The 26344-nt window shown below is 72.0% G+C and carries 27 protein-coding genes and 1 pseudogene; 16 read left to right on the forward strand and 12 right to left on the reverse strand.

The features are described from left to right. Nucleotides 1-3 precede the first annotated feature (3 nt). The 3 genes from ACIBH1_RS06875 to ACIBH1_RS06885 all read right to left on the reverse strand — a co-directional run bounded on the left by ACIBH1_RS06875 (nucleotide 4) and on the right by ACIBH1_RS06885 (nucleotide 3515). Complete coding sequence (locus ACIBH1_RS06875) at nucleotides 4-972, reverse strand: endonuclease domain-containing protein (RefSeq protein WP_397312635.1); 969 nt, start codon at nucleotides 970-972, stop codon at nucleotides 4-6. 93 nt (nucleotides 973-1065) lie between these two features. Then, nucleotides 1066-2523: a S1 family peptidase gene (locus ACIBH1_RS06880; protein WP_397312636.1), complete on the reverse strand. Its 1458-nt coding sequence runs from the start codon at nucleotides 2521-2523 to the stop codon at nucleotides 1066-1068. Between the two features lie 59 nt (nucleotides 2524-2582). Beyond that, nucleotides 2583-3515, reverse strand: a complete 933-nt coding sequence (locus ACIBH1_RS06885) for a LysR family transcriptional regulator (protein ID WP_397312637.1) — start codon at nucleotides 3513-3515, stop codon at nucleotides 2583-2585. A 72-nt stretch (nucleotides 3516-3587) separates the two neighbouring features. On the opposite strand from ACIBH1_RS06885, the gene ACIBH1_RS06890 reads away from it, so the two are divergent. Together ACIBH1_RS06890 and ACIBH1_RS06895 are read left to right on the forward strand one after the other, a co-directional pair. Further along, entirely contained in the window at nucleotides 3588-3812 is a 225-nt protein-coding gene (locus ACIBH1_RS06890; RefSeq protein ID WP_397312638.1) for a DUF6158 family protein, read from the forward strand. Then, nucleotides 3803-4042, forward strand: a pseudogene (locus ACIBH1_RS06895) (hypothetical protein); the annotation flags it as partial. The gene ACIBH1_RS06890 and the pseudogene ACIBH1_RS06895, both read left to right, overlap by 10 nt. On the opposite strand, the gene ACIBH1_RS06900 reads toward ACIBH1_RS06895, so the two are convergent. Next, a complete protein-coding gene (locus ACIBH1_RS06900) occupies nucleotides 4039-4839 on the reverse strand; it encodes an alpha/beta fold hydrolase (RefSeq protein WP_397312639.1) in 801 nt (266 codons plus the stop codon). The pseudogene ACIBH1_RS06895 and the gene ACIBH1_RS06900 overlap by 4 nt on opposite strands. Before the next feature lie 68 nt (nucleotides 4840-4907). Between ACIBH1_RS06900 and ACIBH1_RS06905 the strand changes: the two genes are divergently transcribed. From ACIBH1_RS06905 to ACIBH1_RS06915, 3 genes are read left to right on the forward strand one after another with little or no spacing between them, the layout of a single operon-like run. Continuing rightward, entirely contained in the window at nucleotides 4908-7607 is a 2700-nt protein-coding gene (locus ACIBH1_RS06905) for an AAA family ATPase (protein WP_397312640.1), read from the forward strand. A gap of 45 nt (nucleotides 7608-7652) precedes the next feature. Continuing rightward, a complete protein-coding gene (locus ACIBH1_RS06910; RefSeq protein WP_397312641.1) occupies nucleotides 7653-8885 on the forward strand; it encodes a serine hydrolase domain-containing protein in 1233 nt (410 codons plus the stop codon). A gap of 12 nt (nucleotides 8886-8897) precedes the next feature. Then, entirely contained in the window at nucleotides 8898-9305 is a 408-nt protein-coding gene (locus tag ACIBH1_RS06915; protein WP_397312642.1) for a hypothetical protein, read from the forward strand. Between the two features lie 18 nt (nucleotides 9306-9323). Here the strand turns inward: ACIBH1_RS06915 and ACIBH1_RS06920 are convergent, their stop codons facing one another. The 3 genes from ACIBH1_RS06920 to ACIBH1_RS06930 are packed head-to-tail and all read right to left on the reverse strand — an operon-like array spanning nucleotide 9324 to nucleotide 11666. Then, on the reverse strand, nucleotides 9324-9833 hold the full coding sequence (locus ACIBH1_RS06920) for an NUDIX hydrolase (protein WP_397312644.1): 510 nt from the start codon (nucleotides 9831-9833) through the stop codon (nucleotides 9324-9326). Nucleotides 9834-9843: 10 nt separating this feature from the next. Next, entirely contained in the window at nucleotides 9844-10011 is a 168-nt protein-coding gene (locus ACIBH1_RS06925) for a hypothetical protein (RefSeq protein ID WP_397312645.1), read from the reverse strand. Further along, the gene (locus tag ACIBH1_RS06930; protein WP_397312646.1) at nucleotides 10008-11666 is read right to left on the reverse strand and encodes a sodium:solute symporter family protein; all 1659 of its coding nucleotides are present in this window, start codon (nucleotides 11664-11666) and stop codon (nucleotides 10008-10010) included. The genes ACIBH1_RS06925 and ACIBH1_RS06930 overlap by 4 nt, the downstream gene beginning before the upstream one ends. Nucleotides 11667-11713: 47 nt before the next feature. Here ACIBH1_RS06930 and ACIBH1_RS06935 point away from each other — a divergent pair, with 47 nt between their 5' ends. Then, nucleotides 11714-12511, forward strand: a complete 798-nt coding sequence (locus ACIBH1_RS06935; protein ID WP_397312647.1) for a putative hydro-lyase — start codon at nucleotides 11714-11716, stop codon at nucleotides 12509-12511. Here ACIBH1_RS06935 and ACIBH1_RS06940 read toward each other — a convergent pair. Then, entirely contained in the window at nucleotides 12450-12968 is a 519-nt protein-coding gene (locus tag ACIBH1_RS06940; protein ID WP_397312648.1) for an AAA family ATPase, read from the reverse strand. The genes ACIBH1_RS06935 and ACIBH1_RS06940 overlap by 62 nt on opposite strands. A 131-nt stretch (nucleotides 12969-13099) precedes the next feature. Here ACIBH1_RS06940 and ACIBH1_RS06945 point away from each other — a divergent pair, with 131 nt between their 5' ends. From ACIBH1_RS06945 to secY, 7 genes are all read left to right on the forward strand, one after another. Next, a complete protein-coding gene (locus tag ACIBH1_RS06945) occupies nucleotides 13100-13822 on the forward strand; it encodes a GntR family transcriptional regulator (RefSeq protein ID WP_397313094.1) in 723 nt (240 codons plus the stop codon). After that, a complete protein-coding gene (locus ACIBH1_RS06950) occupies nucleotides 13819-14046 on the forward strand; it encodes a ferredoxin family protein (protein WP_181608086.1) in 228 nt (75 codons plus the stop codon). The genes ACIBH1_RS06945 and ACIBH1_RS06950 overlap by 4 nt, the downstream gene beginning before the upstream one ends. Before the next feature lie 12 nt (nucleotides 14047-14058). Next, nucleotides 14059-15417, forward strand: a complete 1359-nt coding sequence (locus tag ACIBH1_RS06955) for an ABC transporter substrate-binding protein (RefSeq protein ID WP_397312649.1) — start codon at nucleotides 14059-14061, stop codon at nucleotides 15415-15417. After that, nucleotides 15414-16184: an ABC transporter permease gene (locus tag ACIBH1_RS06960; RefSeq protein ID WP_397312651.1), complete on the forward strand. Its 771-nt coding sequence runs from the start codon at nucleotides 15414-15416 to the stop codon at nucleotides 16182-16184. Before ACIBH1_RS06955 ends, ACIBH1_RS06960 begins: the two co-directional genes overlap by 4 nt. Continuing rightward, entirely contained in the window at nucleotides 16181-16846 is a 666-nt protein-coding gene (locus ACIBH1_RS06965) for an ABC transporter ATP-binding protein (RefSeq protein ID WP_397312652.1), read from the forward strand. Before ACIBH1_RS06960 ends, ACIBH1_RS06965 begins: the two co-directional genes overlap by 4 nt. After that, nucleotides 16847-19492, forward strand: a complete 2646-nt coding sequence (locus ACIBH1_RS06970) for a fumarate reductase/succinate dehydrogenase flavoprotein subunit (protein WP_397312653.1) — start codon at nucleotides 16847-16849, stop codon at nucleotides 19490-19492. A gap of 92 nt (nucleotides 19493-19584) precedes the next feature. Further along, nucleotides 19585-20856 carry a preprotein translocase subunit SecY gene (gene secY / locus ACIBH1_RS06975; RefSeq protein ID WP_397313095.1) on the forward strand — a complete coding sequence of 424 codons (1272 nt, stop codon included), beginning with the start codon at nucleotides 19585-19587 and terminating at the stop codon, nucleotides 20854-20856. Nucleotide 20857: 1 nt separating this feature from the next. Here secY and ACIBH1_RS06980 read toward each other — a convergent pair whose 3' ends face one another. Genes ACIBH1_RS06980 through ACIBH1_RS06990 form a run of 3 tightly spaced genes read right to left on the reverse strand, consistent with a single transcriptional unit; the run spans nucleotide 20858 to nucleotide 23919 of the window. Further along, nucleotides 20858-21520 (reverse strand): response regulator, encoded by a 663-nt coding sequence (locus tag ACIBH1_RS06980; protein ID WP_397312654.1) that lies wholly within the window; start codon nucleotides 21518-21520, stop codon nucleotides 20858-20860. Beyond that, entirely contained in the window at nucleotides 21517-22983 is a 1467-nt protein-coding gene (locus tag ACIBH1_RS06985) for a histidine kinase (protein WP_397312655.1), read from the reverse strand. Before ACIBH1_RS06985 ends, ACIBH1_RS06980 begins: the two co-directional genes overlap by 4 nt. A 45-nt stretch (nucleotides 22984-23028) precedes the next feature. Continuing rightward, nucleotides 23029-23919: a phosphotriesterase gene (locus ACIBH1_RS06990; RefSeq protein ID WP_397312656.1), complete on the reverse strand. Its 891-nt coding sequence runs from the start codon at nucleotides 23917-23919 to the stop codon at nucleotides 23029-23031. Between the two features lie 131 nt (nucleotides 23920-24050). Here ACIBH1_RS06990 and ACIBH1_RS06995 point away from each other — a divergent pair, with 131 nt between their 5' ends. Next, nucleotides 24051-24491, forward strand: a complete 441-nt coding sequence (locus ACIBH1_RS06995) for a TIGR02611 family protein (RefSeq protein WP_397312657.1) — start codon at nucleotides 24051-24053, stop codon at nucleotides 24489-24491. On the opposite strand, the gene ACIBH1_RS07000 is transcribed toward ACIBH1_RS06995, so the two are convergent. Beyond that, nucleotides 24488-24808, reverse strand: coding sequence for a GroES family chaperonin (locus ACIBH1_RS07000; protein WP_397312658.1), 321 nt, complete (start codon nucleotides 24806-24808; stop codon nucleotides 24488-24490). The genes ACIBH1_RS06995 and ACIBH1_RS07000 overlap by 4 nt on opposite strands. 129 nt (nucleotides 24809-24937) lie before the next feature. Here ACIBH1_RS07000 and ACIBH1_RS07005 point away from each other — a divergent pair, with 129 nt between their 5' ends. Next, a complete protein-coding gene (locus ACIBH1_RS07005) occupies nucleotides 24938-25702 on the forward strand; it encodes a spherulation-specific family 4 protein (protein ID WP_397312659.1) in 765 nt (254 codons plus the stop codon). Then, nucleotides 25699-26268, forward strand: coding sequence for a DUF1349 domain-containing protein (locus tag ACIBH1_RS07010; RefSeq protein ID WP_397312660.1), 570 nt, complete (start codon nucleotides 25699-25701; stop codon nucleotides 26266-26268). The genes ACIBH1_RS07005 and ACIBH1_RS07010 overlap by 4 nt, the downstream gene beginning before the upstream one ends. Nucleotides 26269-26344: the final 76 nt, after the last annotated feature.

Genomic DNA, 26344 nt, shown 5'->3' on the forward strand with positions numbered 1-26344 from the left:
GGGTCAGCCTTCTCTGCGGGTGCGGAGGAAACGTTCGATCCGTGCCACAACGGACGCCACATCGGTGAGGACGTCCTGGTTGGTGAAGCGGAGGACGGCGAAGCCGTCGAGCTGGAGGTCGACGTCGCGGCGGCGGTCGCGGGCGAACTTGGCCGGCCCGCGGTGGTCGGGACCGTCCACCTCCACGACGCACCTGTCGGCCCGCCACATCAGGTCGGGATGGATGGGCGGGTGCAGCGGCGTGTGCTGGTAGGGCCGGTTCCACTCGCGGCCCGCGGCCCAGGGATGGCGGGCCAGGGCCTGCTCCAGCCGCAGCTCGGCGGGGCTGCCGGGGTGGGGGCGCCCGGCCACGGGCGGGTAGCACGACGCGGGGAGATCCGGGTGCCAGCCGGAGGGCGGGGCGACGGGCACCTCGGCGCCCTCGATCGGCTCGCGCAGCTCGGCGCCGGTAAGCCAGACGCCGAAGCGGCCGGACCTGGCCAGCCAGTGCGCCCCCGACACGAACGCGTGCTCGTCGCCGGGACCGAGCCCCTCGGGGACGCGCACCAGGAGGGCCGCCGACGCTCTGCCGTACGAGGCGGCCAGGACCCTGGACAGGCCCACGGCCCTGGTCTCGGCGGGGAAGCGGCGCCCGCGCGAGCCGGTGACCGCGCGCTCGGCCAGGTCGCTCAGCCAGGGGCCGAAGTGGGAGGTACGGCGGGCGAGGTCGTGGGCCAGGCTCCGGGCGGCGGCCGGCGCGGCGCCGCCGGAACCCGCCAGCCCCTCGGCGCCCGGTAACCAGGCGGGGAACAGCCGCAGGCAGGCGGACTCGACCTCGTCGAGCGCCTGCGACGGCAGGTCGCGCCCGCGCGGGCAGAGCACGGCGACGGCGGGCGTCAGCGGGTCGGACGCCGGCGTGTCCGCGCGCGTCCCGATCACCCGTACGGCCCGGCCCACCGGCAGATCGTTCCACCCCGACCCGATATTCAGCATCAGGCGTGGTTATACACCAACGATCAGCGCATCTGCTGGTTCATGCGGTATCCGGACGGTGCCGCCCTCGGGAGGCACCGTCCGGAAGGCGGATTACGGACGGTTCAGGCCGATCGTGTAGGAGCCCGAGCCGCTGTAGGCGTGCACCCGGTAGCGGTAGTAGCCGGAGGTGCCGTTGTAGCTGGTGCTCTCATCGGGCCCCGAGCCGTTGCTGGTGGCGACGGTCGCCCAGGAGGAGCCGTTCCACTTCTGGAGGTAGAGGTCGAAGTCGGTGCCGTCGGGACCGTCGAGGCAGCCCGCGTGGGTGCCGGAGGCCGAGGAGTAGTAGTAGGAGTTGTTCGGGTGGTACTGGTTCTGGCCGGAGGAGATCGACGCGGTGAACTTCTCGTTGTAGGCCGCGCATCCGGTCGGCGGGTTCGGGCCGCCGCCCGCGAGCACCAGGGTGTAGCCGCGGTTGAGGATCTCGGCGAGCGGCTGGAAGTAGGTGGTGCCGCCTGAGGTGCAGTTGCCGCTGCCGCCCGAGGTCATGCCCTGGGCCTGGTCGTTGGTGATGAACGCGCCGCCCGAGTCGCCGCCCTCGGCGCAGACGGTCGTGCGGGTCAGCCCGGAGACGGTGCCCTCGGGGTAGTTCACCGTCTGGCCGAGCGAGGTGACCGTGCCGCAGTGCCACTGGGTGGTGGAGCCGGAACGGCAGATCGAGCCCTGCGGCTGGGTGACGGTCTGGCCGCGCACCGGCAGGATGCCCGCGCTGTAGCCGTTCACCACGCCGGGCGCGGTCCAGCTGGAGTTCGTCTCGACCCAGGCGTAGTCGTCGCCGGGGAACGACGAGACGCGGAAGGTGCCCTGGGCCTGCTGGTTGGCGCCGTTGGTCGCCTGGCCGACGTCGCCGCAGTGGCCGGCGGTGGTGAAGCCGAGCGCGTTGTCGCTGGTGCGGCGGGCGGCGAAGCCCACCGAGCAGCGGTAGCCGGCGGCCGGGATGTAGTAGGCGTCGCCGCCGCGGATGTCGGCCAGCGGCTTGGGCTGCTCGGCCGACTCGACGATCTTCACGCCGGCGGCGTCCACGCCCGCGGAGGCGATCCACGCCTGCGCGGCGGCGGCGTCCGAGGCGGCCACGACGATCGCGTTGTCCTGCGGGGAGACGCCCCACGAGTGCACGGAGGACGACGGGCGCGCGGCCTTGTCGAGGCCTTCCTTGACGCCGTTGAGCTGGGCCAGGGAACGGGCGACCACCCTGGCCTGGGCGCCCGCGCGGCGGATCGCGCGCGAGTCGGAGCTCTTGACGGTGCCGACCACGAACGTGCCCTCGGCACCTTCGTACCAGGCGCCCGCGTAGGAGTCGCCGAGCTGCTTGGCCAGGTCAGGGGCGGTGGCGTTGCCGTGGGCCTCGTTGGCCAGGCGCTTGATCGCCTGGTCCTGGGTGATGCCCAGGTCGCGCTCCATGGCGTCGACCATGCCCTGCGGGGGCTCGGCGGTGGGTGCGGCCGAGGCAGGGACGGGGGTCAGGACCAATGCGCCGATCGCGATGGCGACCAGCGCGGGGGTGCGTAGCATGGTTTCTCCTTGCTCGCTGGGGGTGCCGTCACCGTAACGGCGCTCCCGGCGACCGAGGACTACCACTTCGCCCCTATCACGGGGTTATGGACCAGCCACGCGTCGTAGACCGGGCTCTGCCGTACCGCCTCCTGGTGGGCGAGCCTGGCCTGGGCCAGCACCCATGAGGCGCCCGGCGTCGAAGGATGCCAGCCCAGCAGGTGGCGCCAGCGCAGCGGGGCTCCGCGCAGGGGCAGCATCACCAGGCCGGGCACAGGCCGGTGGGTGGCCTGGCAGAGCACCACCGCCCGTCCCACCTTGGCCAGGTGGTAGCAGGTCGCCACGTCGGTCTCGTACATGGTGCCCGGCGTGAATCCCGCCCGCGCGCAGGCCGCGGCGAAGCAGTCGCCGAAGCAGCCGTCGCCCGGATTGACCGCCCAGTACTCCCCGGCCAGCTCCGACAGTTCCACGTCGTGATGACCCGCCAGCCGGTGCCCCTCGCCGACCATGACGAACACCGGGTCGGTGCCGATCGTGCCCCAGCTGATCGACTCGCCCGGCGGCCCCGCGTCGCCGCAGACGCCGACCAGCACGAAGTCGAGCCGCCCGAGCTCCGCCATGGTCGCCAGCTCGTTGGCCGACCAGGAGGTGGAGGTGCGCACGGGACCGTGACCGGCCAGGCGGTCGACCAGGCCGCCCAGCACGTTGCCCGCCGTGGCCCCGATCCGGTAGCCGGTCGTCGGCCCGTTGGCGAAGCGCACCGCCTCGTCCTGCAGCTCCTTGGCCGCGGGGAGCAGCACCTTGGCCCGGTCGAGCACCAGCTCGCCGAGCGGCGTCGGCCGCGCTCCCGTCCTGTCGCGCTCGAACAACGCCCCGCCGAGCAGCCGTTCGATGCGCTTGAGCTGGGCGGTCAGCGCCGGCTGCGCCAGCCCTAATCGAGTCGCCGCCTTGCTGACACTTCCGGCGTCCGCGACGGCGCGGACGATCCTGAGGTGCCTGAGCTCGAGGTCCATATGCGGAGTGTGACACATATGTCAGGAAATATGACTAGCAACTGTCGGGCATTCCTGGGTAGAGGCTGCCTCATGACAGCCATGGGAATCGACCCGCGCGGCCTGACCGAGGACGACCTGCTCCGAGAGTTGCGCCATCTGCACCAGACCAGGACCGACACGTTCCTGCACGGCTCCGACGACGCCCTGGCCCGGCACACCTCGCGCACCAACGAACTGGAGAGCGAGTACCTGCGGCGCCACCCGGAGCGTCACGTGGATCCGGGCAGGCTCAGGGAGGGGGCACGAGAGCGATGAGCGATCACGACGTTCAGGGACTGTCCGACGCCGATCTGCACGTCTACGAGGCGGTGGCCGCGGAGGCGGTGGAGGGCAAGGGGGCGTTGTTCGACGACCTGTGCCGGTTGACGGGACTGCCGGAGGACGCCGTCCGGCAGAGCCTGACCAGCCTCGTCGCCCAGGGGCACGTCGTTCCCCGGGGAGAGGGCTACGGGCTGGGGGAGCACACGTTCGGGGTGGACCTCTAGGCCGGGCCCTCCTCCCGGTCCAGCACCTCGACCAGGCGGGCCGCGTACGCGCGCGGATGGGTGACGCCGCCGTCGTGGCCGCCGGGGAACACGACCGGCTCGATGCCGAGCAGCCCCGCCAGTTCGACCGCGCACCGGTGGGCGAAGCTCGCCGGCGGCGTCGCCCCGCCGTACGCCGGCACGATGCGGACCGTGCTCTCCTGCAGCGCCGCGTAGTCGGCGTCGTCCTGGGCGAGCGCGGTGCAGTCGTGCTCGACGAGGAAGCCGAAGTTGACGACCCGCCGCGGGGTGAGCGGGTGCGGGGTCAGGCCGGGTTCGACGGGGGCGGCCGACAGGCCGAACGACCGGGCGACGGCCCGGAAGGCGGCGGCCACGCCGTCGCGCCGGTGGATCTCCTGGATCCCGGCCAGCTGGCGCTCGTAGTGCCCGCGGGCGTCGGCGGGCAGCAGCGGCGGCGCGACGGGCTCGTGCGCCACGAGCGCGCCGACCTGGGCGGGGTGGCCCATCGCCAGGTGCAGCCCGATGACCGCGCCGATGCCGCAGCCGAGCATGCGGACGGGCTCGTCGGTGAGCCCGGCCACCAGGTGGTGCAGATCGTCCGCGTGTTCGGCCATCGTGACCCCGGCTCCCCGCCGGTCCGTGGCGCTGCGCGACAGTCCGCGCCGGTCGTAGGTCACCACGGTGTAGTGATCGACCAGCCGGTCGATCAGGTCGACCGTGTATCCGGCGTCGCCTTCGAGCGTCGGAGAGACCACCAGAATCGGCCCATTGCCGCGTTTCTCGTAATAAAGGGTCATGTCGCACGCAACGCTAAGCTTTGTGTCCGCTGATCCGAATCAGTAACACGACTGGTGGGAGGATTTACGTGCTCCACGGGCGCGAGGCCGAACGGGCGGTCATCGACCGGTTGTTGACCGGCGCCCGCGCCGGGCGCAGTGGAGCGGTCGTGGTGCGCGGTGAGGCGGGGATCGGCAAGAGCGCGTTGCTGCGATACGCGGAGAACGCCGCCGACGAGATGCGGATCCTGCGCGGCGTGGGCGTGGAGACCGAGGTGGGGCTGGCCTTCGCCGGACTGCACCTGCTGCTCGGCTCCTTCGCCGACCGGATCTCCGCCCTGCCGCCCCTGCAGGCCGAGGCGCTGCGCGGGGTCTTCGGGCTGACCGAGGCCCGGCCCGCGGAACGGTTCATGGTCGGCCTGGCCACCCTGTCGCTGCTCAGCGAGCTGGCCGAGGACCGGCCGCTGCTGTGCGTGATCGACGACGCCCACTGGCTCGACCAGGCCTCCGCCGACGCGCTGCTGTTCGCCAGCCGGCGCCTCGACGCGGAGGGCATCGTGATGATCCTCGGGGCCCGCGACGGTGTCCCGTTCGCCGCCCCCGGCCTGCCCGACCTGCGCCTGGGCGGGCTATCCCGTACGGCGGGCGCCGCGCTGCTGGCCGAACACCCGACAGGCCTGGCGCCCCACGTGCGCGACCAGATCCTCGACGAGGCCCAGGGCAACCCGCTGGCCCTGCTGGAGTTGCCCGGCGCGCTCACCGCGGCGCAGCGGGCGGGCGAACTGCCCGTCGAGGCCTTCCGGCTGGGCGCCCAGCAGCTGTCGGGCCGGCTGGAGGAGCAGTTCGCCCAGCGGCTGCGCGCCCTGCCGGAAAGGTCGCGGCTGCTGGTGCTGATCGCCGCCGCGGAGGAGAGCGGCGCCCTGGACGTCGTCCTGGACGCGGGAAAGCTCCTCGGGGTCAGCCTCGACGACCTGGAGCCGGTCGAGATCGACGGCCTGATCGGCTTCGTGGACGGCCGCCTCACCTTCCGCCACCCCCTGGTGCGCTCAGCCGCCTACCGGGAGGCGACCGTCACCAGACGGCTCGCCGTCCATCGAGCGCTCGCCGAGGTGTCCGGCGCGCGCGGCGACCAGGACCGCCGCACCTGGCATCTGAGCGCCGCGGCCATCGGCCCCGACGAGGGGCTCGCGGCCGACCTGGAACGCATCGCCGAGCAGGCCTCCGCGCGCGGCGGCCATGCGGCGGTCGCCGCCGCCTACCAGCGGGCCGCGCAGCTCACGCCCGACACCGAACGGCGGGCGGAGCGGCTGGCCCGCGCCGCCGAGGCCGCCGCCGACGCCGGTCAGACCCAGGTGGCCGCCGCCCTCGACGAGCAGATCGTCGCCTCCACCGGCCGGCCGGACGTCCTGGCGCGCCTGGCCAAGATGCGGATCACCCTGGCCCAGGAGCAAGAGCACGGCGCGCAGGCGGTCGAGCTGGCCGAGGTGGCCGCGCGGATCGCCGGGCAGGCGCCGGGCGAGGCCGCCTTCCTCTTCCTCAACGCCATCGTCTCCGCCTGGTCGCCGGGCGACGTGCCCGCCATCACCGGCCTCGCGGCCCGCACCGCGGCCGGATCCCGCGACCCCTTACTGGCCAGCGCCACCGGCGCGATCGCGCAGCTGGCCGACGGCGTGACGGCCCCCCTGCTCGACCTCATGAACTCCATCGGGGACGACCCGGACCGCGGTCCGCGTGAACGGCTGATCCTGCACTCGTGGTTGTCGTGGATGGCCGACGCCGAGGCCGCCCACGACGAGGCCCTGGCCATCGTGCGGGAGTGCCGCGCGGTCGGCGCCATCGGCGCGCTCCCGAAGGCGTTGTTGTACGTGGGCCGCGCCCAGTGGCTCCTCGGGCGTTTCCGCGACGTGGAGGTCACCGCCTCCGAGGGGCTGCGCATCGCCCAGGACACCGAGCGGACCCATTACGGCAGGCACCTGGCCGGGCTGCTGGCCTGCGTGGCGGCGATCCAGGGCGACGAGGCGCGGTGCAAGGAGCTGACCGGCGACATCCTGCGCCACGGCATCACCGAGAGCGGGACCGAGGCGCTGGACGCCCGCGATCTCCTCGACCTCAGCCTGGGCCGCCACGAGGAGGTCCTGAGGTGGAGTGTCCGTGACGTCTCCAGCGGGCTGTTCGCCATGAACAGGACCTATTCCCACCTGGCCGCCCACGTCGAGGCGGCGGTCCGCGCCGGACGGCCCGAGCTGGCGGCCGAGCCGTCGGCGAGCCTGACCGCCTGGGCACGGGCGACGGGACAGCCGTGGGTGAGCGCCGTCGCGCTGCGCTGCCAGGCGCTCCTGGCGGAGGGCGAGGCGGCCGAGCGGCTGTTCGCGCGGGCCGTGCAGCTGAGCGGATCGAGCACGGTCCCCTTCGAGCAGGCCAGGACCGAGCTGCTCTACGGCGAGTGGCTGCGGCGCGGCCGCCGACGGGCCGAGGCCCGCCCCCACCTGCGCATCGCGCTGGAGACCTTCCTGCGGCTGGGAGCCACCCCCTGGGCCGAGCGCGCCTCCACCGAGCTGCGGGCCACCGGCGAGACGCCCCAGGCCCGCGAGCAGGCCCCCGACCTGCTGGCCCAGCTCACCGCGCAAGAGCTCCAGGTCGTACGGCTGGCTGCGGCGGGCATGAGCAACCGCGACATCGCCGGGCAGATGTTCCTCAGCCCGCGAACGGTCAGCCATCACCTGTACAAGGCCTATCCCAAGCTCGGCGTCGCCTCCCGTCACGAACTCGCCCGCATGGACCTTCGGTAACGCGACAGATTCGGCGCCCCCGGGCCGCTGCCTAGCGTTCTCAGCATGGCGAACCACGAATCAACCGGCTTTTCCTCCTCCGGACTGCGCAGGCTGCGCGAGACGCTGGCGCGGCACGTCGACTCGGGGAAGGTCCCCGGAGTCGTCGCCCTGGTCAGCCGGGGCGGGCACACCCACGTCGAGGCGCTCGGCACGATGGCGGCCGGGGGCGGCGCTCCCATGGCGCGGGACACCATCTTCCGGATGGCCTCCACCTCCAAGCCGGTCACGGTCGCGGCGACGATGGTTCTGGTGGACGAGTGCCGGGTGCGGCTCGACGACCCGGTCCAGCAGTGGCTGCCCGAGCTGGCCGACCGGCAGGTGCTCAAGCGGATCGACGGCCCCGTGGACGAGACCGTCCCCGCCCGGCGGCCGATCACCGTGCGCGACGTGCTGACCTCGACCTTCGGGCTCGGCCTGGACTTCACGGCGGTGGGCACGCCCATCTTCAACGCGATCTTCGAGCAGGGGCTGACGCCCAACCTGCCGGTGCCGATGCCCGAGCCGGACGAGTGGCTGCGCCGCCTGGGCACGCTGCCGCTGATGAGCCAGCCCGGCGAACGCTGGCAGTACCACATCGGCAACGACCTGCTCGGCGTGCTGGTGGCCAGGGTGACCGGCCAGCCGTTCGAGTCGTTCCTGCGCGAGCGCGTCTTCGACCCGCTCGGCATGAAGGACACCGGCTTCCACGTCCCGGCCGACCAGCTGTACCGGCTGCCCGACCTGTACGCGCCCGACCCGGAGACCGGCGAGTTCCACGTGTGGGACCCGGCGGACGGGGGACGCCACAGTCGGCCGCCCGCGTTCCCGTCGGGCGGCGGGGGCCTCAACTCCACCGTCGACGACTACGACGCCTACTTCCGCATGCTGCTCAACGGCGGCGTCCACAACGGCCAGCGCATCCTGTCCCGCGCCGCGGTCCAGCTGATGACCACCAACCGGCTCACCGCCGAGCAGAACGCCGCCCGCAACGCGCTGGCCCGCGACAACGTGCACATCTCCTTCGGCCAGGGCCAGCACGGCGGCTGGGGCCTGGGCATGGCGGTGCGCACCTACCAGAGCGACTACGCCCCGATCGGCCAGTTCGGCTGGGACGGCGGCAGCGGCGCCTCCGCCTACGCCGACCCGGTCAACCAGCTCACCGGCATCCTCGTCACCCAGGTCGGCCTGTCCGTCCCCAACTCGGCCCACGTCTTCCACGACTTCTGGACCACCGTCTACCAGGCACTCGACAACTAAGGAGCACTTGCCATGACCGTAACCCTCACCGACCAGGACAAGCTCACCCTGCGCACCGCCGCCTACGGCGCCGTCACGCTGATGTCGGCCGCCGACGCCGCCGGCAAGCCCCACCGGGCCGCCACCCAGGGCTCCCTCGCCCTGGCCTCGGCCACTGGGCTGGTCGGGCACGTGCTGGCCGACTACCCCAAGGACATGAAGCTGGACAGCACGTCCGTGGCGGCGATCGCCGACCAGGTGCTGCCGGCCCTGACCGCGGCCATGAGCCTGCTCAAGCAGCAGGTCCCGGACGAGGCGGACAACTTCCGTCGCACCGTCATCGTCGCCGTCGAGGCGGCCGCCCGCACCCACGAGGGCACCCCCGGCCCTGCCCTGGCCGACATGTCGCGCAAGATCACCGGAGCTCTCGACGCCGCCTGAGGGTGTGGTGGCCAGAGATTAGGACCACAGCTCGAACGGCTGGTCGATCTGCTCGCCCGCGAGAAACGCCTTCAGCAGCCGGGGCAGCTCCCGCGGGTAGAACAGCTCCGTGCTGCCCACCACCTCGTCCACCGGCCACCACCGGAACCCGAAGTAGTCCTCGTCCTCGAACTCCACCCGCCCGCCGCCGTCGACCGGCGGACCGGGCACTCCCAGCCGCACCGCGACCACGACCTCGTGCTGCAGCCGCCGGGTGCCCCGGTACCGGAAGGAGGCGTCCCGTCTCCACGAGGGCGCCGACACCTGCTCAGGGGAGACGGCGATGCCCGTCTCCTCCCGCAGTTCCCTCACCGCGGTCTCGGCCGGGCTCTCGCCCGGGTCGATCCCGCCTCCGGGCAGTTCCCACCACTGCCCCTTCTCGGGCATCGTCGGGTCACGGGTGTGGAAGAGCAGGATGCGGTCCGCGGAGTCGATGACGACCACGCGGACCGCGTCGCGTTCGATGACGGGCAGGTTCTCCGGCGGCACACCGGCCACTCTAGATCCGCTTCAGGCGCGCCCACGCGAGGAAGGCGCCGCCGAAGACGGCCATGGCGACGCCCGTCCACAGGTTGGGCGCCTCGCCGCCGATCAGGCCGACCGCGATCAGGATGACGCCGTAGAGCAGGAAGAGCCCGCCGATGACCTGCCTGATGTCGAGCTTCACAGGATCACTCCGTACATGGCGAGGGACAGGACGAGGGCGCCGATGCCGAGGACGAGCGGGTTGCGGTACCAGCGTTCGTCGCCCTTGAGCGCGTCGTCCTCGACGTCGACGGTGAGCCCGTACACCAGGCCGCGCAGTTCGTCGACGGGCTTGGGCGCGGTGAAGAACGTGACGATGACGGAGATGAGGATGTCGGAGGCGAACGCCAGGCCCGCGCCCCAGAAGCTGGCGTTGAGCTCGGTGCCGAAGTCGATCGTGCCGCTCTTGTACAGCACGTACGAGGCGATGGCCACGAGCGTTCCGCCGAGCAGGCCCCAGAATCCCGCCCAGGCGGTCATACGCTTCCAGAACAGCGCGAGCAGGAAGGTCGCGAACAGCGGGGCGTTGAAGATGGAGAACAGCGCCTGCAGGTACTCCATGATGTTGGAGTAGCCCGCGGCGATGAACGCGGTGCCCACGCCGAGGGCGACGCCGACGACGGTGGCGATGCGGCCGACGCGCACGTAGTAGGCGTCGTCGCGGTCCTTGACGACGTGGGCGGCCCACAGGTCGTTGGTGAAGACGGTGTTGAAGCCGCTGATGTTGGCCGCCATGCCCGCCATGAACGACGCCAGCAGGCCGGTGACGGCGATGCCGAGCAGGCCGTTGGGCAGCAGGTCGCGCATCAGCATCGGGATGGCGTCGTTGTATTCGGAGTCGCCCTGTCCCAGGCCGTCGAACATGACGAGCGCCACGAGGCCGGGGATGACGGTGACGAGCGGGATGAAGATCTTGGGGTAGGCGGCGACGATCGGGGTGAGCCTGGCGGCGTTGGTGTTGCGGGCCGAGAGGGCACGCTGGACCTCGGCGAAGTTGGTGGTCCAGTACCCGAAGGAGAGCACGAAGCCCAGGCCGAAGACGATGCCGATCCAGTGCGCCTGCATGGGGTTGTCGCCGGCGGTGTCGGCCCAGGTGTGCAGCCCGGCCTCTCCCAGGGTGCTCTGCCGTACCCGGTCGGCCAGGCCGTCGATGCCGCCCACCCGCATCAGGCCCAGGACGGTCAGGGGGATCAGGCCGGCGAGGATGACGAAGAACTGCAGCACCTCGTTGTAGATCGCCGACGACAGCCCGCCGAGGGTGATGTACGACAGCACGATCAGCGCCGAGACCAGCACGGAGGCGGGCAGCGGCCAGCCGAGGAGCGCCTCCATCACCAGGGCGAGGGCGTACAGGTTGACCCCGGCGATGAGGATCTGCGCGACGGCGAACATGATCGCGTTGAGCAGCTGCGTGGACGGGTTGAACCTCCTGCGCAGGAACTCGGGCACGCTGCGCACGCGTGAGCGGTAGTAGAAGGGCATCATCACGATGCCGAGGAAGACCATGGCGGGAACCGCGCCCACCCAGTAGTAGTGCACGGTCATCGCGCCGTACTGCGCGCCGTTGGCGGCCATGCCCAGGATCTCGATGGCTCCCAGGTTGGCCGAGACGAAGGCCAGGCCCGTGACCCAGGCGGGCAGGCCGCGGCCGGCCAGGAAGAAGTCGTCCTGGGTGGTGATCGCCCGGCGGGCGGCGAAGCCGATGCCGAGGACGACGACGAAGTAGATGGCGATGAGCGCGTAGTCGAGGAGGTTGACGTCCAGGCGCATGGCAGCGCCGCTACCCGTAAATGTCACGACATCACGGTCTGGACGCGGCGGGACTCGGGGGGATAAGACCAACTATGGAGGTTGCCAGACTCACGCCCGCCCAGGCACGCGCCAGGTTCCGCCACGGCGAGAAGGTTCCCACGGCGGGCTGGTGCGCGGGCTGGACCCAGGCGAACCTGATCGCGGTCCCCGAGGAGTACGCCGGTGACCTGGAACGTTTCGCCCGGCTCAACCCCGCGGCCTGCCCGCTGGTCGACGTCGGCGAGCCCGGGGCGCACAGCACGCGCTGGTTCCCCGGCGACCTGCGGACCGACCTGCCCGGCTACCGGGTCTACCGCGAGGGGGTCGCGCAGGAACACGCCGAGGTGACCGGGCAGTGGCGCGAGGACCTCGTCCCGTTCCTGATCGGCTGCACCTTCACCTTCGAGGAGGCGCTGCTGGCGGCCGGGGTGCCGGTGCGCCACCTGGAGCTGGGACGCAACGTGACGATGTTCGTCACCAGCATCGTGTGCGAACCCGCGGGGCGGATCTCGGGCCCGATGGTGGTGTCGATGCGGCCGATCCCCGACCACCTCGTGCCGGCGGCGATCGAGGTGAGCCGGAGGTTCCCGCACGCGCACGGCGAACCCGTCCACGTCGGCAGCCCCGAAGAGATCGCGATCAATCTTGACAAGCCGGATTTCGGAGACTTCGTGGAGGTGCGCCCGGGCGAGACGCCGGTCTTCTGGGCCTGCGGCGTGACGCCCCAGGTCGCGATCATGGTCAGCGGGGTGCCCTACGCCATCGCGCACCTGCCCGGCCACATGGCGATCACCGACCTGTCCGCCGATCGACCTCCAGGTGAGGCACGGCGGGCGGCTCGTCCACTCTGATCGCCTTCAGCCAGTTGTCGAAGTCGGCCAGCTTCGCCGCGTCCTGAGGGCGCCCCCGCGCCTCCAGCCGGGCCCGCAGCGTGGGCCCGTCGGAGCGCACCCAGACCAGGTGCACGGCGGGCCCGCCGAGCTCCTCCACCCATGCCTCCCACAACGGCGCGGAGTGGATCTGGGAGGTGAAGGGCGCGTCGAGCATCACCGGGCAGCCGTGGGAGCGGATCTGCCTGGCCAGGCGGGTGAGCCCGGCGTATTCGTGGCGCTTGACGTGCTGGTCGTACCAGGGGCCCTCGCGCTCGCCGAACGGCCTGCCATGCGCCTCCAGGACCGCGCCGGCGAAGTCGCCGTAGACGGTGTCCTTGTCGAGCAGGGCCGGGGTGGGGGAGAGGGTCGCCAGCAGCTCGGCGGCGACGGTCGACTTGCCCGCTCCCGGCGGTCCACTGATCACCCAGACGTCCACGGACGCCACGGTATCCGGTGGCGGATGTCCACCTTTCCACCAGGTCGGAGAGGCAGAAAAGTGGCGCAATCCCGTCGTTATTCCCATATTCCTACCACCTAAGTAGGGTTAGTCGGGAAGGGGGGTTCGTGATGCGGACACGGGCGGATCGTGCCAGGCAGGTGGCCGACCTGCTGCGCCGGCAGGTGCTGCACGGCCAGTTCGGCGACCGGCCGCTGCCGCTGGAGGCGGTGCTCGCGCGAGAGTACGGCACGACGCGCAACACCATGCGCGAGGCCCTCGACCTGCTGCGGCGGGAAGGGCTCATCGACCGCTGCCCCGGCGTGGGCACCACGGTCGCGGGCGAGAAGTATCCCCACGGCCTGCACCGGCTGCTCGGCCTGGCCGAGACGCTCCACGAGCACGGCCAGGTGGTCAACGAGGTCAGATCGATGACGATCATCGAGGCGCCCGCCGCCGTCGCCGGCCGCCTGCGGATCGCCGAGGGGGAGCCGGTCGTCTACATCGAGCGGCTGCGCAGGCTCAACGGGGTGCCGCTCTCGCTGGACCTGACCTACATCGTCACCGACGTCGGCGAGCCCCTGTTCGACGCCGACCTGGCCCACAACGACATCTTCGTGCTGCTGGAGCGGATCGCCGGCCAGCCCCTGGGCAGCGCCGAGCTGACCGTCGAGGCGATCAACGCCGACCCCCACACCGCCGCCGTCCTCGGCGCGCCCCGCGGCGCCGCCCTGCTGATGGTGGAGCGCCTGGCCCACCTGGCCGACGGCCGCCCCATCGACCTGGAGTTCATCCGCTTCCGTGGCGACCGCCTCACCATGCGCGGCCACCTCAGCAGACAGGAGCACCCGTGAGTCTCGTCAACCAGCGCGTCGAGGTCCCGGTGACCATCGACCAGGCGCTGTGCATCAGCGGCTGCACGCTCTGCGTGGACGTCTGCCCGCTCGACTCCCTGGCCATCAGCGACGAGACCGGCAAGGCCTACATGCACGTCGACGAGTGCTGGTATTGCGGCCCGTGCGCCGCCCGCTGCCCGGCCGACGCCGTCACCGTGAACATCCCCTACCTGCTGCGCTGAAGGACCCCCGCCATGAAGCTCCGGACCACGCTCGCCCTCCTCCTGCTGGCGACCGGCTGCTCGGTCTCCCAGGCCGCGCAGCCCGACAAGCCCACCCTGGTCGTCGGCTACCAGTCCAAGACCATCAACACCGTCACCGCGGGGACGCTGCTGCGCTCGCTCGGCTACCTGGAAAGGCGCCTGCCCGGCTACCGGATCACGTGGCAGGACTACGACACCGGCGCTCCCATCACCGCCCAGATGATCGCCGGGAAGATCGACATCGGCTCGATGGGCGACTACCCGCTGCTGATCAACGCCTCCCGCTCCGGCGGCAGCACCCAGGTGGTCGCGATCACCGGCTACAACCTGCGCGGCGGGCTCAACATGGTCGTCGTCCCGCCGGACTCGGCGGTCAGGACCCTCGCCGACCTCAAGGGAGCCAAGGTCTCGGCCAGCGTCGGCTCCGCCGGCCACGGCACCCTGGTCCAGGCGCTGGAGAAGGCGGGCGTCACCGGCGTCGAGGTCGTCAACCACCAGCCGCCCGTCGGCGCCTCCGCGCTGCAGTCGGGCGCCGTCCAGGCCTACGCGCAGTTCGTCGCCTGGCCGGGGCTGCTGGCCTTCCAGGGGCAGGGGCGGCTGATCTACGACGGCTCCGCGCTGGACGTGCCGACCTTCCACGGCACCGTCGTGCGCAAGGCCTACGCCAAGGAGCGGCCCGACGTCGTCGACGCCTTCCTCAAGGCGCAGATCGAGGCCACGCGTTACCTGCACGAGAATCCCCTCAAGTCCGCCGAGCTGGTCGCCAAGGAGACCGGGCTGCCCGCCGAGGTCGTCTACCTCTACAACGGGCGCAACGGCATCGCCACCTTCGACACCACGCTCAAGCCGCAACTGCGCGCCGCCCACGAGCACGACGTGCCGTACCTGAAGCAGATCAGCGCCGACTTCGGCTCCGTCGACCTGGCCGCCTTCTACGACGACAGCTACCTGCGCAAGGCCTACGGCCAGGCCTACGACGCCGACACCGCCTCCACGAAGAACCCGGCCGCGATCACCGGCACCGACCCCGTCTGCGGCACCGCCGTCTCCGACCCGGCCCTGGCCTCGGAGCTGTGGATCGAGGGCGCCGCCGACACCCAGCCCGCCGCCGGCCCCACCTGCCTGCTCCGCCAGATCGCCGCGGCCACCGGCAAGGTGCGCGCCGCCTACGTGCCCGACGCCGCCACCGGCACCCGATGGTTCGCCGACAAGGCGGTCTGGGTGCGCGACGGCGCCGACTTCCTGCCGTTCACCACCCAGGACGGCGCCGCCGCCCACCTCAAGGCGCACCCCGAGGCCACCGAGATCACCTACGCCGACGCGCTCAAGGCGAGCGGGGACGGCCGATGAGCGCCTGGGCGCGCCGCATCCTCGCGCTGCTCGCCGCCGCCGGGACATGGCAGCTGCTGACCGTCACCGACGCCGTGCTCTGGCTGCGCTTCGACCGCCTGCCCACGCTCGGCGAGATCGCCGCCGAACTGCTCCAGCAGGTGACCACCCCGATCTACTACCTCGACCTCCTGCAGAGCGTCATCCGCATCCTGACCGGCTTCGCGCTGGCCTCCGCGGCCGGCATCACCGTCGGCATCCTGATCGCCCGCTCGCCCAAGGCCTCCGACGTGCTCACACCCGTGCTGGAGGCGGTCCGCCCGATCCCCGCCATCGCCCTGGTGCCGATCGCGATCCTGCTCTTCCCGCAGGACGAGCAGGGCATCGTCTTCATCACCTGCGCCGCCGCGTTCTTCCCCATCATGGTCAGCACCCGCCATGCCGTACGCGCCCTGCCGACCCTGTGGGAGGACGCCGTCAGGACCATGGGCGGCGGGCGGCTGCACGTGCTGCGCAACGTCATCCTGCCCGGCGCGCTGCCGGGCGTCTTCGGCGGCCTGTCGGTCGGCATGGGCGTGGCGTGGATCTGCGTCATCTCCGCCGAGATGATCTCCGGCGACTTCGGCGTCGGCTACCGCACCTGGCACGCCTACACGATCGTCGACTACCCGGCGGTCATCGTCGGCATGATCACCATCGGCGCGCTGGGGTGGCTCGCCTCGGCCGCCATCGAGCTGACCGGCCGCCGCGCCACCCGCTGGCTGCCGCGAGCGGAGGGGGCCCGATGAGCCTGTCGTTCAGACTTGACGGGGTACGGCTCGGCTACGGCCACGGCGCGGTGCTCGACGGCATCGACCTCGACGTCGCCCCGGGCGAGCTGCTGGCCGTCGTCGGCTCCTCGGGCTCGGGCAAGTCCACCCTGCTGCGCGCCCTGGCCGGGCTGCTGCAGCCGTACCAGGGCAAGATCCTCGCCGACGGCGAGGAGATCCGCGGCACCTCGCCCGACCGGGCGATGATCTTCCAGGAGGACGGGCTGCTGCCCTGGCGCACCGTGCGCCGCAACGTCGAGCTGCCGCTGCGCATCCGCCGCAAGCCCCTCGACGTGAGCGCCTGGATCGAGCGCGTGGGCCTGGCCGGGCGCGAGGACCGGCTGCCGCGCGAGCTGTCCGGCGGCCAGCGCCAGCGCGTCCAGCTGGCCCGCGCGCTGGTCGGCGGGCCGCGCGCGGTGCTCATGGACGAGCCGTTCGGCGCCCTGGACGCCCAGACCCGCGCCGACATGCAGCGCCTGCTCCTCGACGTGCTGCGCGACACCGCCGCCACCGTCGTCTTCGTCACCCACGACGTGGACGAGGCGCTCCTGCTCGGCGACCGCGTCGCGGTCCTCGGGCGCGGCGGCATCAAGACCGTGCTCACCTCGGCCACCCGCGAACGCATCCTGGAGGAGTTGTAGATGGACGACCGGCTCGAGCTGGAGTGCGAGGTGCTGGTGGTCGGCGGCGGCACGGCCGGCACCATGGCCGCCATCACCGCCGCCGAGCGCGGCGCGCGGGTCCTGCTCCTGGAGAAGGCCCACGTACGGCACAGCGGCGCGCTGGCGATGGGCATGGACGGGGTGAACAACGCGGTCATCCCCGGCAAGGCCACCCCCGAGGACTACATCGCCGAGATCACCCGCGCCAACGACGGCATCGTCAACCAGAAGACCGTCCGCCAGACCGCCGAGCGCGGCCACGCCATGGTGCAGCGCCTGGAGAGCTACGGCGTCAAGTTCGAGAAGGACGAGTACGGCGAGTACGCCGTGCGCCGGGTGCACCGCTCGGGCAGCTACGTGCTGCCGATGCCCGAGGGCCGCGACATCAAGAAGGTGCTCTACCGGGTGCTGCGGCGGCGCGACATCCGGTCGAAGGTGACGATCGAGAACCGCGTCATGCCGGTCAGGGTCCTCGTCTCCGGCGGCCGGGCGGTGGGCGTGGCCGGGTTCGACACCCGCTCCGGCCGCTTCGTCGTGGTCAGGGCCGGGGCCGTCATCCTGGCCACCGGCGCGGCCGGACGGCTGGGCCTGCCCGCCAGCGGCTACCTCTACGGCACCTACGAGAACCCCACCAACGCCGGCGACGGCCACTCGATGGCCTACCACGCCGGGGCCGAGCTCAGCGGCATCGAGTGCTTCCAGATCAACCCGCTGATCAAGGACTACAACGGCCCCGCCTGCGCCTACGTCGCCAACCCGTTCGGCGGCTACCAGGTCAACAACCGGGGCGAGCGGTTCGTCGACTCCGACTACTGGTCGGGGCAGATGATGGCCGAGGTCGCCGAGGAGATCGCCTCCGCGCGCGGGCCCATCTACCTCAAACTGTCGCACCTGCCCGAGGAGACCGTCAGCGCGGTCGAGACCATCCTGCACTCCACCGAGCGGCCCACCCGCGGCACCTTCCACGCCGGACGCGGACACGACTACCGCACCCACGACGTGGAGATGCACATCTCCGAGATCGGGTTGTGCGGCGGCCACTCCGCCTCGGGCGTGTGGGTCGACGAGCACGGCCAGACCACCGTGCCCGGCCTCTACGCCGCGGGCGACCTGGCCTGCGTCCCGCACAACTACATGATCGGCGCGTTCGTCTACGGCGACCTCGCCGGCGAGCACGCCGCCGCCCACTTCCAGGCCTGCGGCGATCTGCCGGAGGACCAGATCGACGAGGCGCACGAGCTGATCTACCGGCCGCTGCGCAACCCCGGCGGGCCGCCGCAGCAGCAGGTGGAGTACAAGCTGCGCCGGTTCGTCAACGACTACGTCGCCCCACCCAAGAGCTCGGCCAAGCTGGAGATCGCGCTGGAGTCCTTCGAGCGCATGAAGGACGAGATCGCCGCGATGGGCGCCACGACCCCGCACGAGCTCATGCGCTGCGCCGAGGTCAGCTTCATCCGCGACTGCGCCGAGATGGCCGCGCGCTCCTCCCTGGTGCGCACCGAGAGCCGGTGGGGGCTCTACCACGCCAGGGCCGACCTGCCCGAGCGCGACGACTCCGGCTGGATGTTCCACCTCAACCTGCGCAAGAGCGACACCGGCATGGAGTTCATCAAGCGGCCCGTCGAGCCGTACCTCGTGCCCGTGCCCGAGTTCACGCCCGTGGCCGCCGAGCCCGAGGTCATCGGCAGCTTCAGCGCCGTCGCCGTCCGTCAGGCCACCGCGCGCGGCTCCTCGACCGGGCCGGTCGCGCGCTCGCCGCGCATCCTGGAGCTGCTCCGCCTCGCCGAAGCACAGCCCTCCCTGGAGCAGATCCGCCCCTTCCTGACCGACGCCGACCCGAACGTGCGCCGCGCCGCCATCGCCACCCTCACCGAGACCACCCCGGCCGGGGTCGGCCCCGCCCTGGTGCGAGCCCTGTCCGACACCCACGGCACGGTACGGCGGGCGGCGGCCTCGGGGCTGCGGGAGCTCGTCGAGGTGCTCACCCCCGACGTCGCCGACGGGCTGCGGGAGCTCGCCGGCACCGGCGGCGCCGATCCCGTGGTGCGCGCCACCGCCCTCGACGTGCTGCGCGCCCTGCGGCTCGGCCTCCCCTCCCTGTTCGCCGCCGCCCTGGGCGACGGCGACCACCGGGTGCGCATCGAGGCGGTGCGCGGCCTGGTCTCCCACGACGCCTGGGACGCCGTCGCCACCGCCTCCGCCGACGCCTCCCGCGAGGTCCGCGTCTGGGCGGCCAAAGGGCTGGGCACCATCGGCAAGCCCGAATCGGCCGGGGTGCTCACCACGCTCACCGCCGACGCCGACCCGCTGGTGCGCGCCGCCGCCTTCGAGGCGCTCGGCGCGGTGTCCAGGCCCGACGCGGACGCCGCCGTCGCCGCCCTGGCCGACGGCAGCTGGCAGGTACGGGTCGGCGCCGCACGATGCCTGGCCGCCGCCGACCCGGCACTGGCCGCCGGAGCGCTGACGGCCGTGCTCGCCGACGCCAACCTCGACGTGCGCAAGGCCGCCGTCCAGGCGCTCGCGGGCTGGGCCGACCGCGCCGAGGTGGCCGACGCCCTGCGCGGCGTGCTCGCCGACCCCGACGCCGACGTGCGCGCCTACGCCCGCCGCGCCCTCGCCGCCTGACGTCCCTTCGCTGGTCGCGGCCCGCCGTACGCTGATCTGCGTACGGCGAAGCCGCGGCTCGGCGGACGCCCGCGACCGGGCGGGAAGCCAGGCTGTCCGGCATGCTGATGCGTGCCCTGCGCCTGCCCGACCTGCGCAAGAAGATCCTCTTCACCGCGGGGATCATCGTGCTGTTCCGCCTCGGCCAGGTGCTCCCCGCTCCGGGCGTCGACGTGGTGGTCGTACGGCAGTGCCTGGCCGGGGCGTCGGGCGGCTTCTACGACATCGTCCAGCTCTTCAGCGGCGGCGCGATGCTCAAACTGTCGGTGTTCGCCCTCGGGGTGATGCCCTACATCACCGCGAGCATCGTCATGCAGCTCCTGTCGACCGTCGTCCCCAGGCTCGACCAGCTCCGCAAGGCGGGCGAACAGCGCAAGATCACGCAGTACACCCGCTACCTGACCGTCGCCCTGGCCGTCCTGAACGCCACCACGATCGTCACCATGGCCCAGAGCGGGCAACTGCTGTCGAACTGCCCCCAGCCGCTCCTGCACGACACCGGCCTGCTGGCGATCGCCGTCATCATCGTCACCATGGTCGCCGGAGCCTGCGCGGTGATGTGGCTCGGCGAGCTGATCACCGAGCGCGGCGTCGGCAACGGCATGTCGCTGCTCATCTTCACCCAGGTGGTGGCCGTCTTCCCGTCCTACCTCGCCAGCATCTACGTCGCCAGCCCGTTCGCCCTGGTGGTGCTGCTGGGCACCGGCGTCTTCCTCGTCGCAGCCGTCGTCTACGTCGAGCAGGCGCAGCGGCGCATCCCCGTGCAATACGCCAAGCGCATGGTCGGCCGGCGCATGTACGGCGGGAGCAGCACCTACATCCCGCTCAAGGTCAACCAGGCCGGGATCGTGCCCGTCATCTTCGCCTCGTCGCTGCTCTACCTGCCGGTGCTGCTGCAGCCGGTGCTCGGCGACTGGGTCGCGTTGTACCTGACACGCGGCGACCACCCCGTCTACATGGCCGTCTACGTCACCCTCATCGTCGGATTCACCTACTTCTACGTCTCCATCACCTTCAACCCGGTCGAGGTGTCCGACAACATCCGCAAGTTCGGCGGCTTCGTCCCCGGCATCAGGCCCGGCCGCCCCACCGCGCTCTACCTGTCGCACGTCCTGTCACGGCTCACCGCACCCGGCGCGCTCTACCTGGGAATCCTGTCGCTGCTGCCGCTCGTCGCGATGGCGATCCTGCGCGACCCCTCGACCCAGCAGAACTTCCCCTTCGGCGGGGCCACGGTGCTGATCATGGTCAGCGTCGGACTCGACACCGTCAAGCAGGTCGAAGCGCAGCTGCAGCAGCGCAACTACGAGGGCTTCCTGCGCTGAGTCACGGCAGCACCAGGCCCGACCTGATCGCGAACACCACCAGCTGCGCCCGATCACGGGCATGAAGCTTCAGCATCGCCCGGCTCACGTGGGTGCGCACCGTGTCAGGGCTGATCACCAGCTCCCTGGCGATCTCCTCGTTCGACCGGCCCGTGGCCACCCAGGCGACCATCTCCCGCTCGCGCGGCGTCAACGTGCCGACCCCGTCCACGGGGGCCGCGCCGTGCCCCCCGAACCTGTCGATCACCCGCCGGGTGATCGACGGCGACAACAGCGCCTCACCCGCCGCCACCACCCGCACCGCGTTCACCAGCTCGTCGGGCGGGCTGTCCTTCAGCACGAAACCGCTCGCACCCGCCTGCAGCGCGGCGAAGACGTACTCGTCGAGGGCGAACGTCGTGAGCATGACCACCCGCGTCGACACACCCGCCTCGGCGGCGATGTCGCGCAGCGTCTGGATGCCGTCCTTGCCGGGCATCTGGATGTCGAGCAGAAGCACGTCCGGCGACAGCCGCCTCACCAGGTCGAGCGCCGCCCCACCGTCGGCCGCCTCACCGACGACCCGCAGGCCGGGCTCGCTGTCGATCAGTGCTCGCAGCCCCATCCGCACGACGGCCTGATCGTCGGCGATGGCGATCGTGATCTCGCCGGGGGCACTGCTCACGTGGAGATCGTGGGGGAGGCGATGGGTGCGGGCTTCCCGGTGTTCGTCTCGGCGGTCGCGGGCGTCGGGGTGGGTGCGGGCTTCGCCGGGAAGCGGGCGATCACCTGGAAGCCGCCGCCCTGGCGCGGGCCCGCCGTGAAGACCCCGCCCGCCGCGGCGACCTGAGCACGCATGCCCGCCAAGCCCCGGCCCTCGGGAGCGGGCACGAGCGCCCAGCCCTGGTCGGCCACCTCGACGACGAACTCGCCCAGGGTGGCAGCCAGCTTGACGGAGACGCCTGCCGTACCGGCGTGACGCAGGACATTGGTGAGCGACTCGCGGACGACGCCGTAGACGGGGGTGGCGAGGTGGGCGGGCACGGGGTCGTCGGGCGCGACGGCCACCACCAGCCCGGCCGCGCGCACCCCGGCGATCAGCCGAGCGAGGTCGGTGCCGGGCACGGGGCCGCCGGGGATGGCGTCGCCGGGAGCGGCATGGGCACCGAGCACGGCTTGGGCGGCGGGCACGGCGTGAACGCCTGGCACGGCATGGGCGGCGGGCACCGCGCGAGCGCCCGGCTCGGCGTGGGCGGCGAGGGCGTCCGGGACGCGGGAGCCGGGCGCCGGGTCCATGGCGTCGAGGGCGCCCCGGAGTCTCGTCAGGGCGTCGGTGCTGGTGTCGCGGATCGCTTCCAGGGAGGCGCGGGCCTGGTCGGGGTTCTGCTCCAGGAGGCGCAGGGCGATGTTGGCCTGCATGGCGATCGCGGCGAACCCGTGACCGGCCGCGTCGTGCACCTCGGCGGCCAGCTTGGCCCGCTCCGCGCTGAGCACCGCCGCCGTCCCGCCGGGCTCCGCCGTACCACCGCCCACCGACCCGACGGAGGGGTGCTGGGCGACAGGGAACGCCCCCACGGGGAGGGCGACGGCACGGCCGATCTCGTGCGTCACGGGGAGGGCGGCGGCACGGCCGATCTCGTGCGTCGCGGGGAGGCTGGCGGCACGGCCGATCTCGTGCGTCGCGGGGAGGTTGGCGGCACGGCCGATCTCGTGCGTCGCGGGGAGGTTGGCGGCACGGCCGATCTCGTGCGTCGCGGGGACGGCGTGGACTCGGGCGATCTCGTGCGTCGAGGGCAGGGAGGTGACGCGTGCCGTCGCAGACGTCGATGGCCGGGCGGCGACGAGGGCCGTCTCGTGTGGCGAAGGCGAGGCGGTGACGCGGGCCGTCTCGTGTGTCGAGGGCGGGGCGGCGACGCGGGGCGCCTCTGTGGCCCCCGTTCCGCCCGCTGTGGCCGATGTCTCGTGGGCTCCCTGGCCGCCGGTCGTCTCGGTGGCGGTGTGGGCCTGGGCGAGGGCGCTGAACGACCACGGCATGGCCAGCCAGCCCGCCCAGGCGAGCAGGGCGACGGCGGGAAGGTCGCCCAGGCGCGAGAGGGCCGCCAGCGACGTGCGCAGGCGGCCGTCCGGCTTGGTGCGCGCGGCCCTCATGATGCCTTGAGTTTAGTCACTCCCGACCGCCCCCGCGGCGCGCCGTCAGGCCCCGGCCAGCCACCGCAGCGGGTTGTCGTGCACGAGGGTGCGGATGAGCTCCTCGTCCACCCCGGCCTCGCGCAGGCGCGGCAGCAGGATGTGGAAGATGTGGGCGTATCCGCCGCCGGAGTAGCGCTGGATGTGCGCCATCCGGTTCACGCCGCTGCTGAGCAGCAGGCGTTCGGCGTGGCCGTCGGCGATGAGGTCGAGCGCGAGCCGTACGGCCTGGTCGGAGCCGAGGGCGAGGCTGGCGAGCGAGACGTAGGCGCCCGCTTCGGCGATCTTGCGCAGGACGGCGGGGTCGTTGCCCGCGTACGAGACGCTGACGCGCGAGCCGGGCAGGCCTTCGCCGAGGAGGATCTCGAGGATGCCGAGGCCGTCGCGGCCGTAGGTGGCGACGGGCAGCTGGGAGGAGCGGGAGGCGCGGGCGGCGGCGACGAGGCAGCGTTCCTCGGTGCCGGTCAGCTCGGGGCCCCAGCAGCCGACCTCGCCGATGACGCCTGGGAAGACGCCGGTGCCGTCGAGGCCGGAGGTGATCTCGTGCATGAGGCGGGCGGTGAGCTCGTCGACGTCGGTGGCGCCGACCCGGGTGAAGGGCTCGGTGAACAGGCCGGTGGCGGCGACGACGGGGACGCGGCTGCCGGTGGAGATGCGGGTGAGGGCGGCGGCGTCGCGGCCCATGCCGATGCAGCTGAGTTCGACGACGAGGCCGAGCTGGTCGGAGTGGCGAAGGTCGCGCAGCTCGCCGGTGACGGCCTGCTCTTCGTCGAGCCAGCGGTGCGGGTCGGAGTCGACGCCCACGCCCCAGCGCAGGTCGGTGCGCAGGTGCTCGTGGGGGAGTACGGCGCCGGTGATGGCGGCGACGCGAATCGGGCCGGTGACGGCGCGGAGCATGGGCTCCATCCTGACCTGGGGCATGCCAGACATTAACCGATATTTGGGCGAAAACCATGGTTAGGGCGGAAAGCTTTACCCGGCCAAGCCGTCCTCAACCCATCCGCAAGCCTCGCCCGTATCCTGGGGGCGTGGACGTGAAGAACTCGGAGACAGGCAACGCGGACGAGCTGAAGGAAGAAGCCGCGCGGCGCTCGCCCCTGCAGTCGTGGCTCGACGGCGTGCGCTCCACCCGCACCGGCGCGCTGACACTCAAGATCGTGATCGGGACGATCGGCGCGATCATGGTGGTGGGCGGGCTCATCATGGTGCCCTTCCCCGGCCCCGGCTGGCTGGTGGTCTTCGCCGGGCTGGCCGTGCTGGCCACGGAGTTCGACTGGGCGCACAAGGTGCTGGCGTTCGGCAGGCGCGTGCTGCACGCCTGGACCGAGTGGTACAAGCGGCAGGGCTGGACCGTGCGCATCCTCGTGCTCATCGTCACCCTCGCGGCCATGGCCGGGATCATCTACCTGGGCATGAAGAGCATCGGCATCGACCTGATCGAGGTGGGCCGCACGTTCCTGGAGCGCTAGAGGTACAGGCCCGTGCCGTGGTCGGTCTCCTGGGTGGCCACGGCGTGCAGGTCGCGCTCGCGCATCACCAGATAGCTCTTGCCGTGCACGTCGACCTCGAGCTGGTCCTCCGCGTTGAGCAGCACCTTGTCGCCCACCTTGACCAGGCGCACGTTGTTGCCGGTGCCGCACACCTCACCCCAGACCAGGCGGTTGGGCGTCTTGACGGTCGCCGGGATCACGATGCCGGCGCCGCTCCTGCGCTCTTCGGCCTCCTGCTCCAACCGGATCATGACCCGGTCGTGCAACATCTGGATCTCGAACTTCGGATCTGGCACACGCGCAGTCTAGCGCCGATGATCCCTTGGACATTTCCCCAGGTAACCGTCTTCGCCGGTGGTCGATCAGGCGGGCGCGCTATAACCGTTCGATGATTGTGCTGCTGGGCGCCCCGGGATCCGTCGCCGATGACTGAGCTCGCCGACGGGAACGACGTGACAGGCACGCCGGCCGTACGGCTCGGCACCGCGCCGGGCAGCCGCCCGTCCGGGCAGCGGGGCGGCGCCCGGCAGGCGCCGGCGACCCCCGTGCCCGCTCTCGTGCCGGCCTACTTCCATCCCGCGACCGCCTCGGACTCCTGGCGCCGGCTGCTGGCCAACCCGCCCAGGATGGTGGTCGTCAACCTCGACGGCGGCCCGGGGCGCGCCAAGGATCCGGAGCTGGCCCCGCTGATCGGCCGCCTGATGGCCGCGGGCACCGAGGTGCTCGGCTACGTCGACACCGACTTCGGCGTGCGCTCGCCGTCCGACGTGCGCGCCGATCTGCGCAGCTACCGCGCCTGGTACGGCCTGCGCGGCGTCTTCCTCGACCAGGCGGCGGCCGACGAGGACAGCCTCGACCACTACCGCGACCTGGTCGAGGGGGTGCGGGGCACGATCGTCCTGAATCCGGGCGTCTACCCCGATCCCGGCTACGCCGACCTCGCCGACGTGCTGGTCACCTTCGAGGGGCCGCTGGCGGCCTACCAGGCGATGAGCGAGCCCGCCTGGGCGAGCGAGCTGGCGCGTGGCCGGTTCTGCCATCTCGTTCACGACGTGCCCTCGCGGGCGCTGGAGCGCACCCTGCGCCGCGCCCTCGGCCACGCCGCCACCGTCTACGTCACCGACCGCACCGGATCCCGGCCCTGGGGCGAACTTCCGGCTTACCACGGCAGGCCGATCGTGGCAGGATGATCCGCATGATCACGGCGTTCGGCGCATCCGGGTGGCAATGGGTCAATCCGCCGCGAGAGTGGGCCGCCGACGACGGCCTGCGCCTGTTCTGCGATCCCGCCACCGACATGTGGCGCGTCACCCACTACGGCTACACCTACGACTCGGCCCACCTGTTCGGCCGGGTCTGCGCGGGCGACCTGCGCCTGAGCACCACCTTCTCCGGCGAGTTCGCCGAGCAGTACGACCAGGCGGGCGTGGTTCTGCGCATCGACGAGCGCTCGTGGATCAAGGCGGGGGTGGAGTACGTCGACGGCGGCCTGCACCTGAGCACCGTCGTCACCCGCGACTTCTCCGACTGGTCGGTGCTGCCGCTGGGGCGGATGGCCGAGCGCGTGACCTTCGACGTCGAGCGCACCGGCGACGCCGTGACGGTGCGTTACGGGCTCGACGACGAGCCCGCCGAGACGATGCTGCGCCTGGCCTACTTCCCGCCCGGCGAGCCCGCGCTGGCGGGCGTCATGGCGGCGGCGCCGGTCGGCAAGGGGTTCTCCGTACGGTTTCGCGAGTTGTCCATTTCTGGGTGATATGGACCACTCTGGGTCAAAGGTAAGCCTTGCCTACGTTAGGCTTCCCTAAGTTCGGCTGACCCACTGCAAGGAT

The organism is Nonomuraea sp. NPDC050663 (genome assembly GCF_044456985.1).
Taxonomy (GTDB): domain Bacteria; phylum Actinomycetota; class Actinomycetes; order Streptosporangiales; family Streptosporangiaceae; genus Nonomuraea.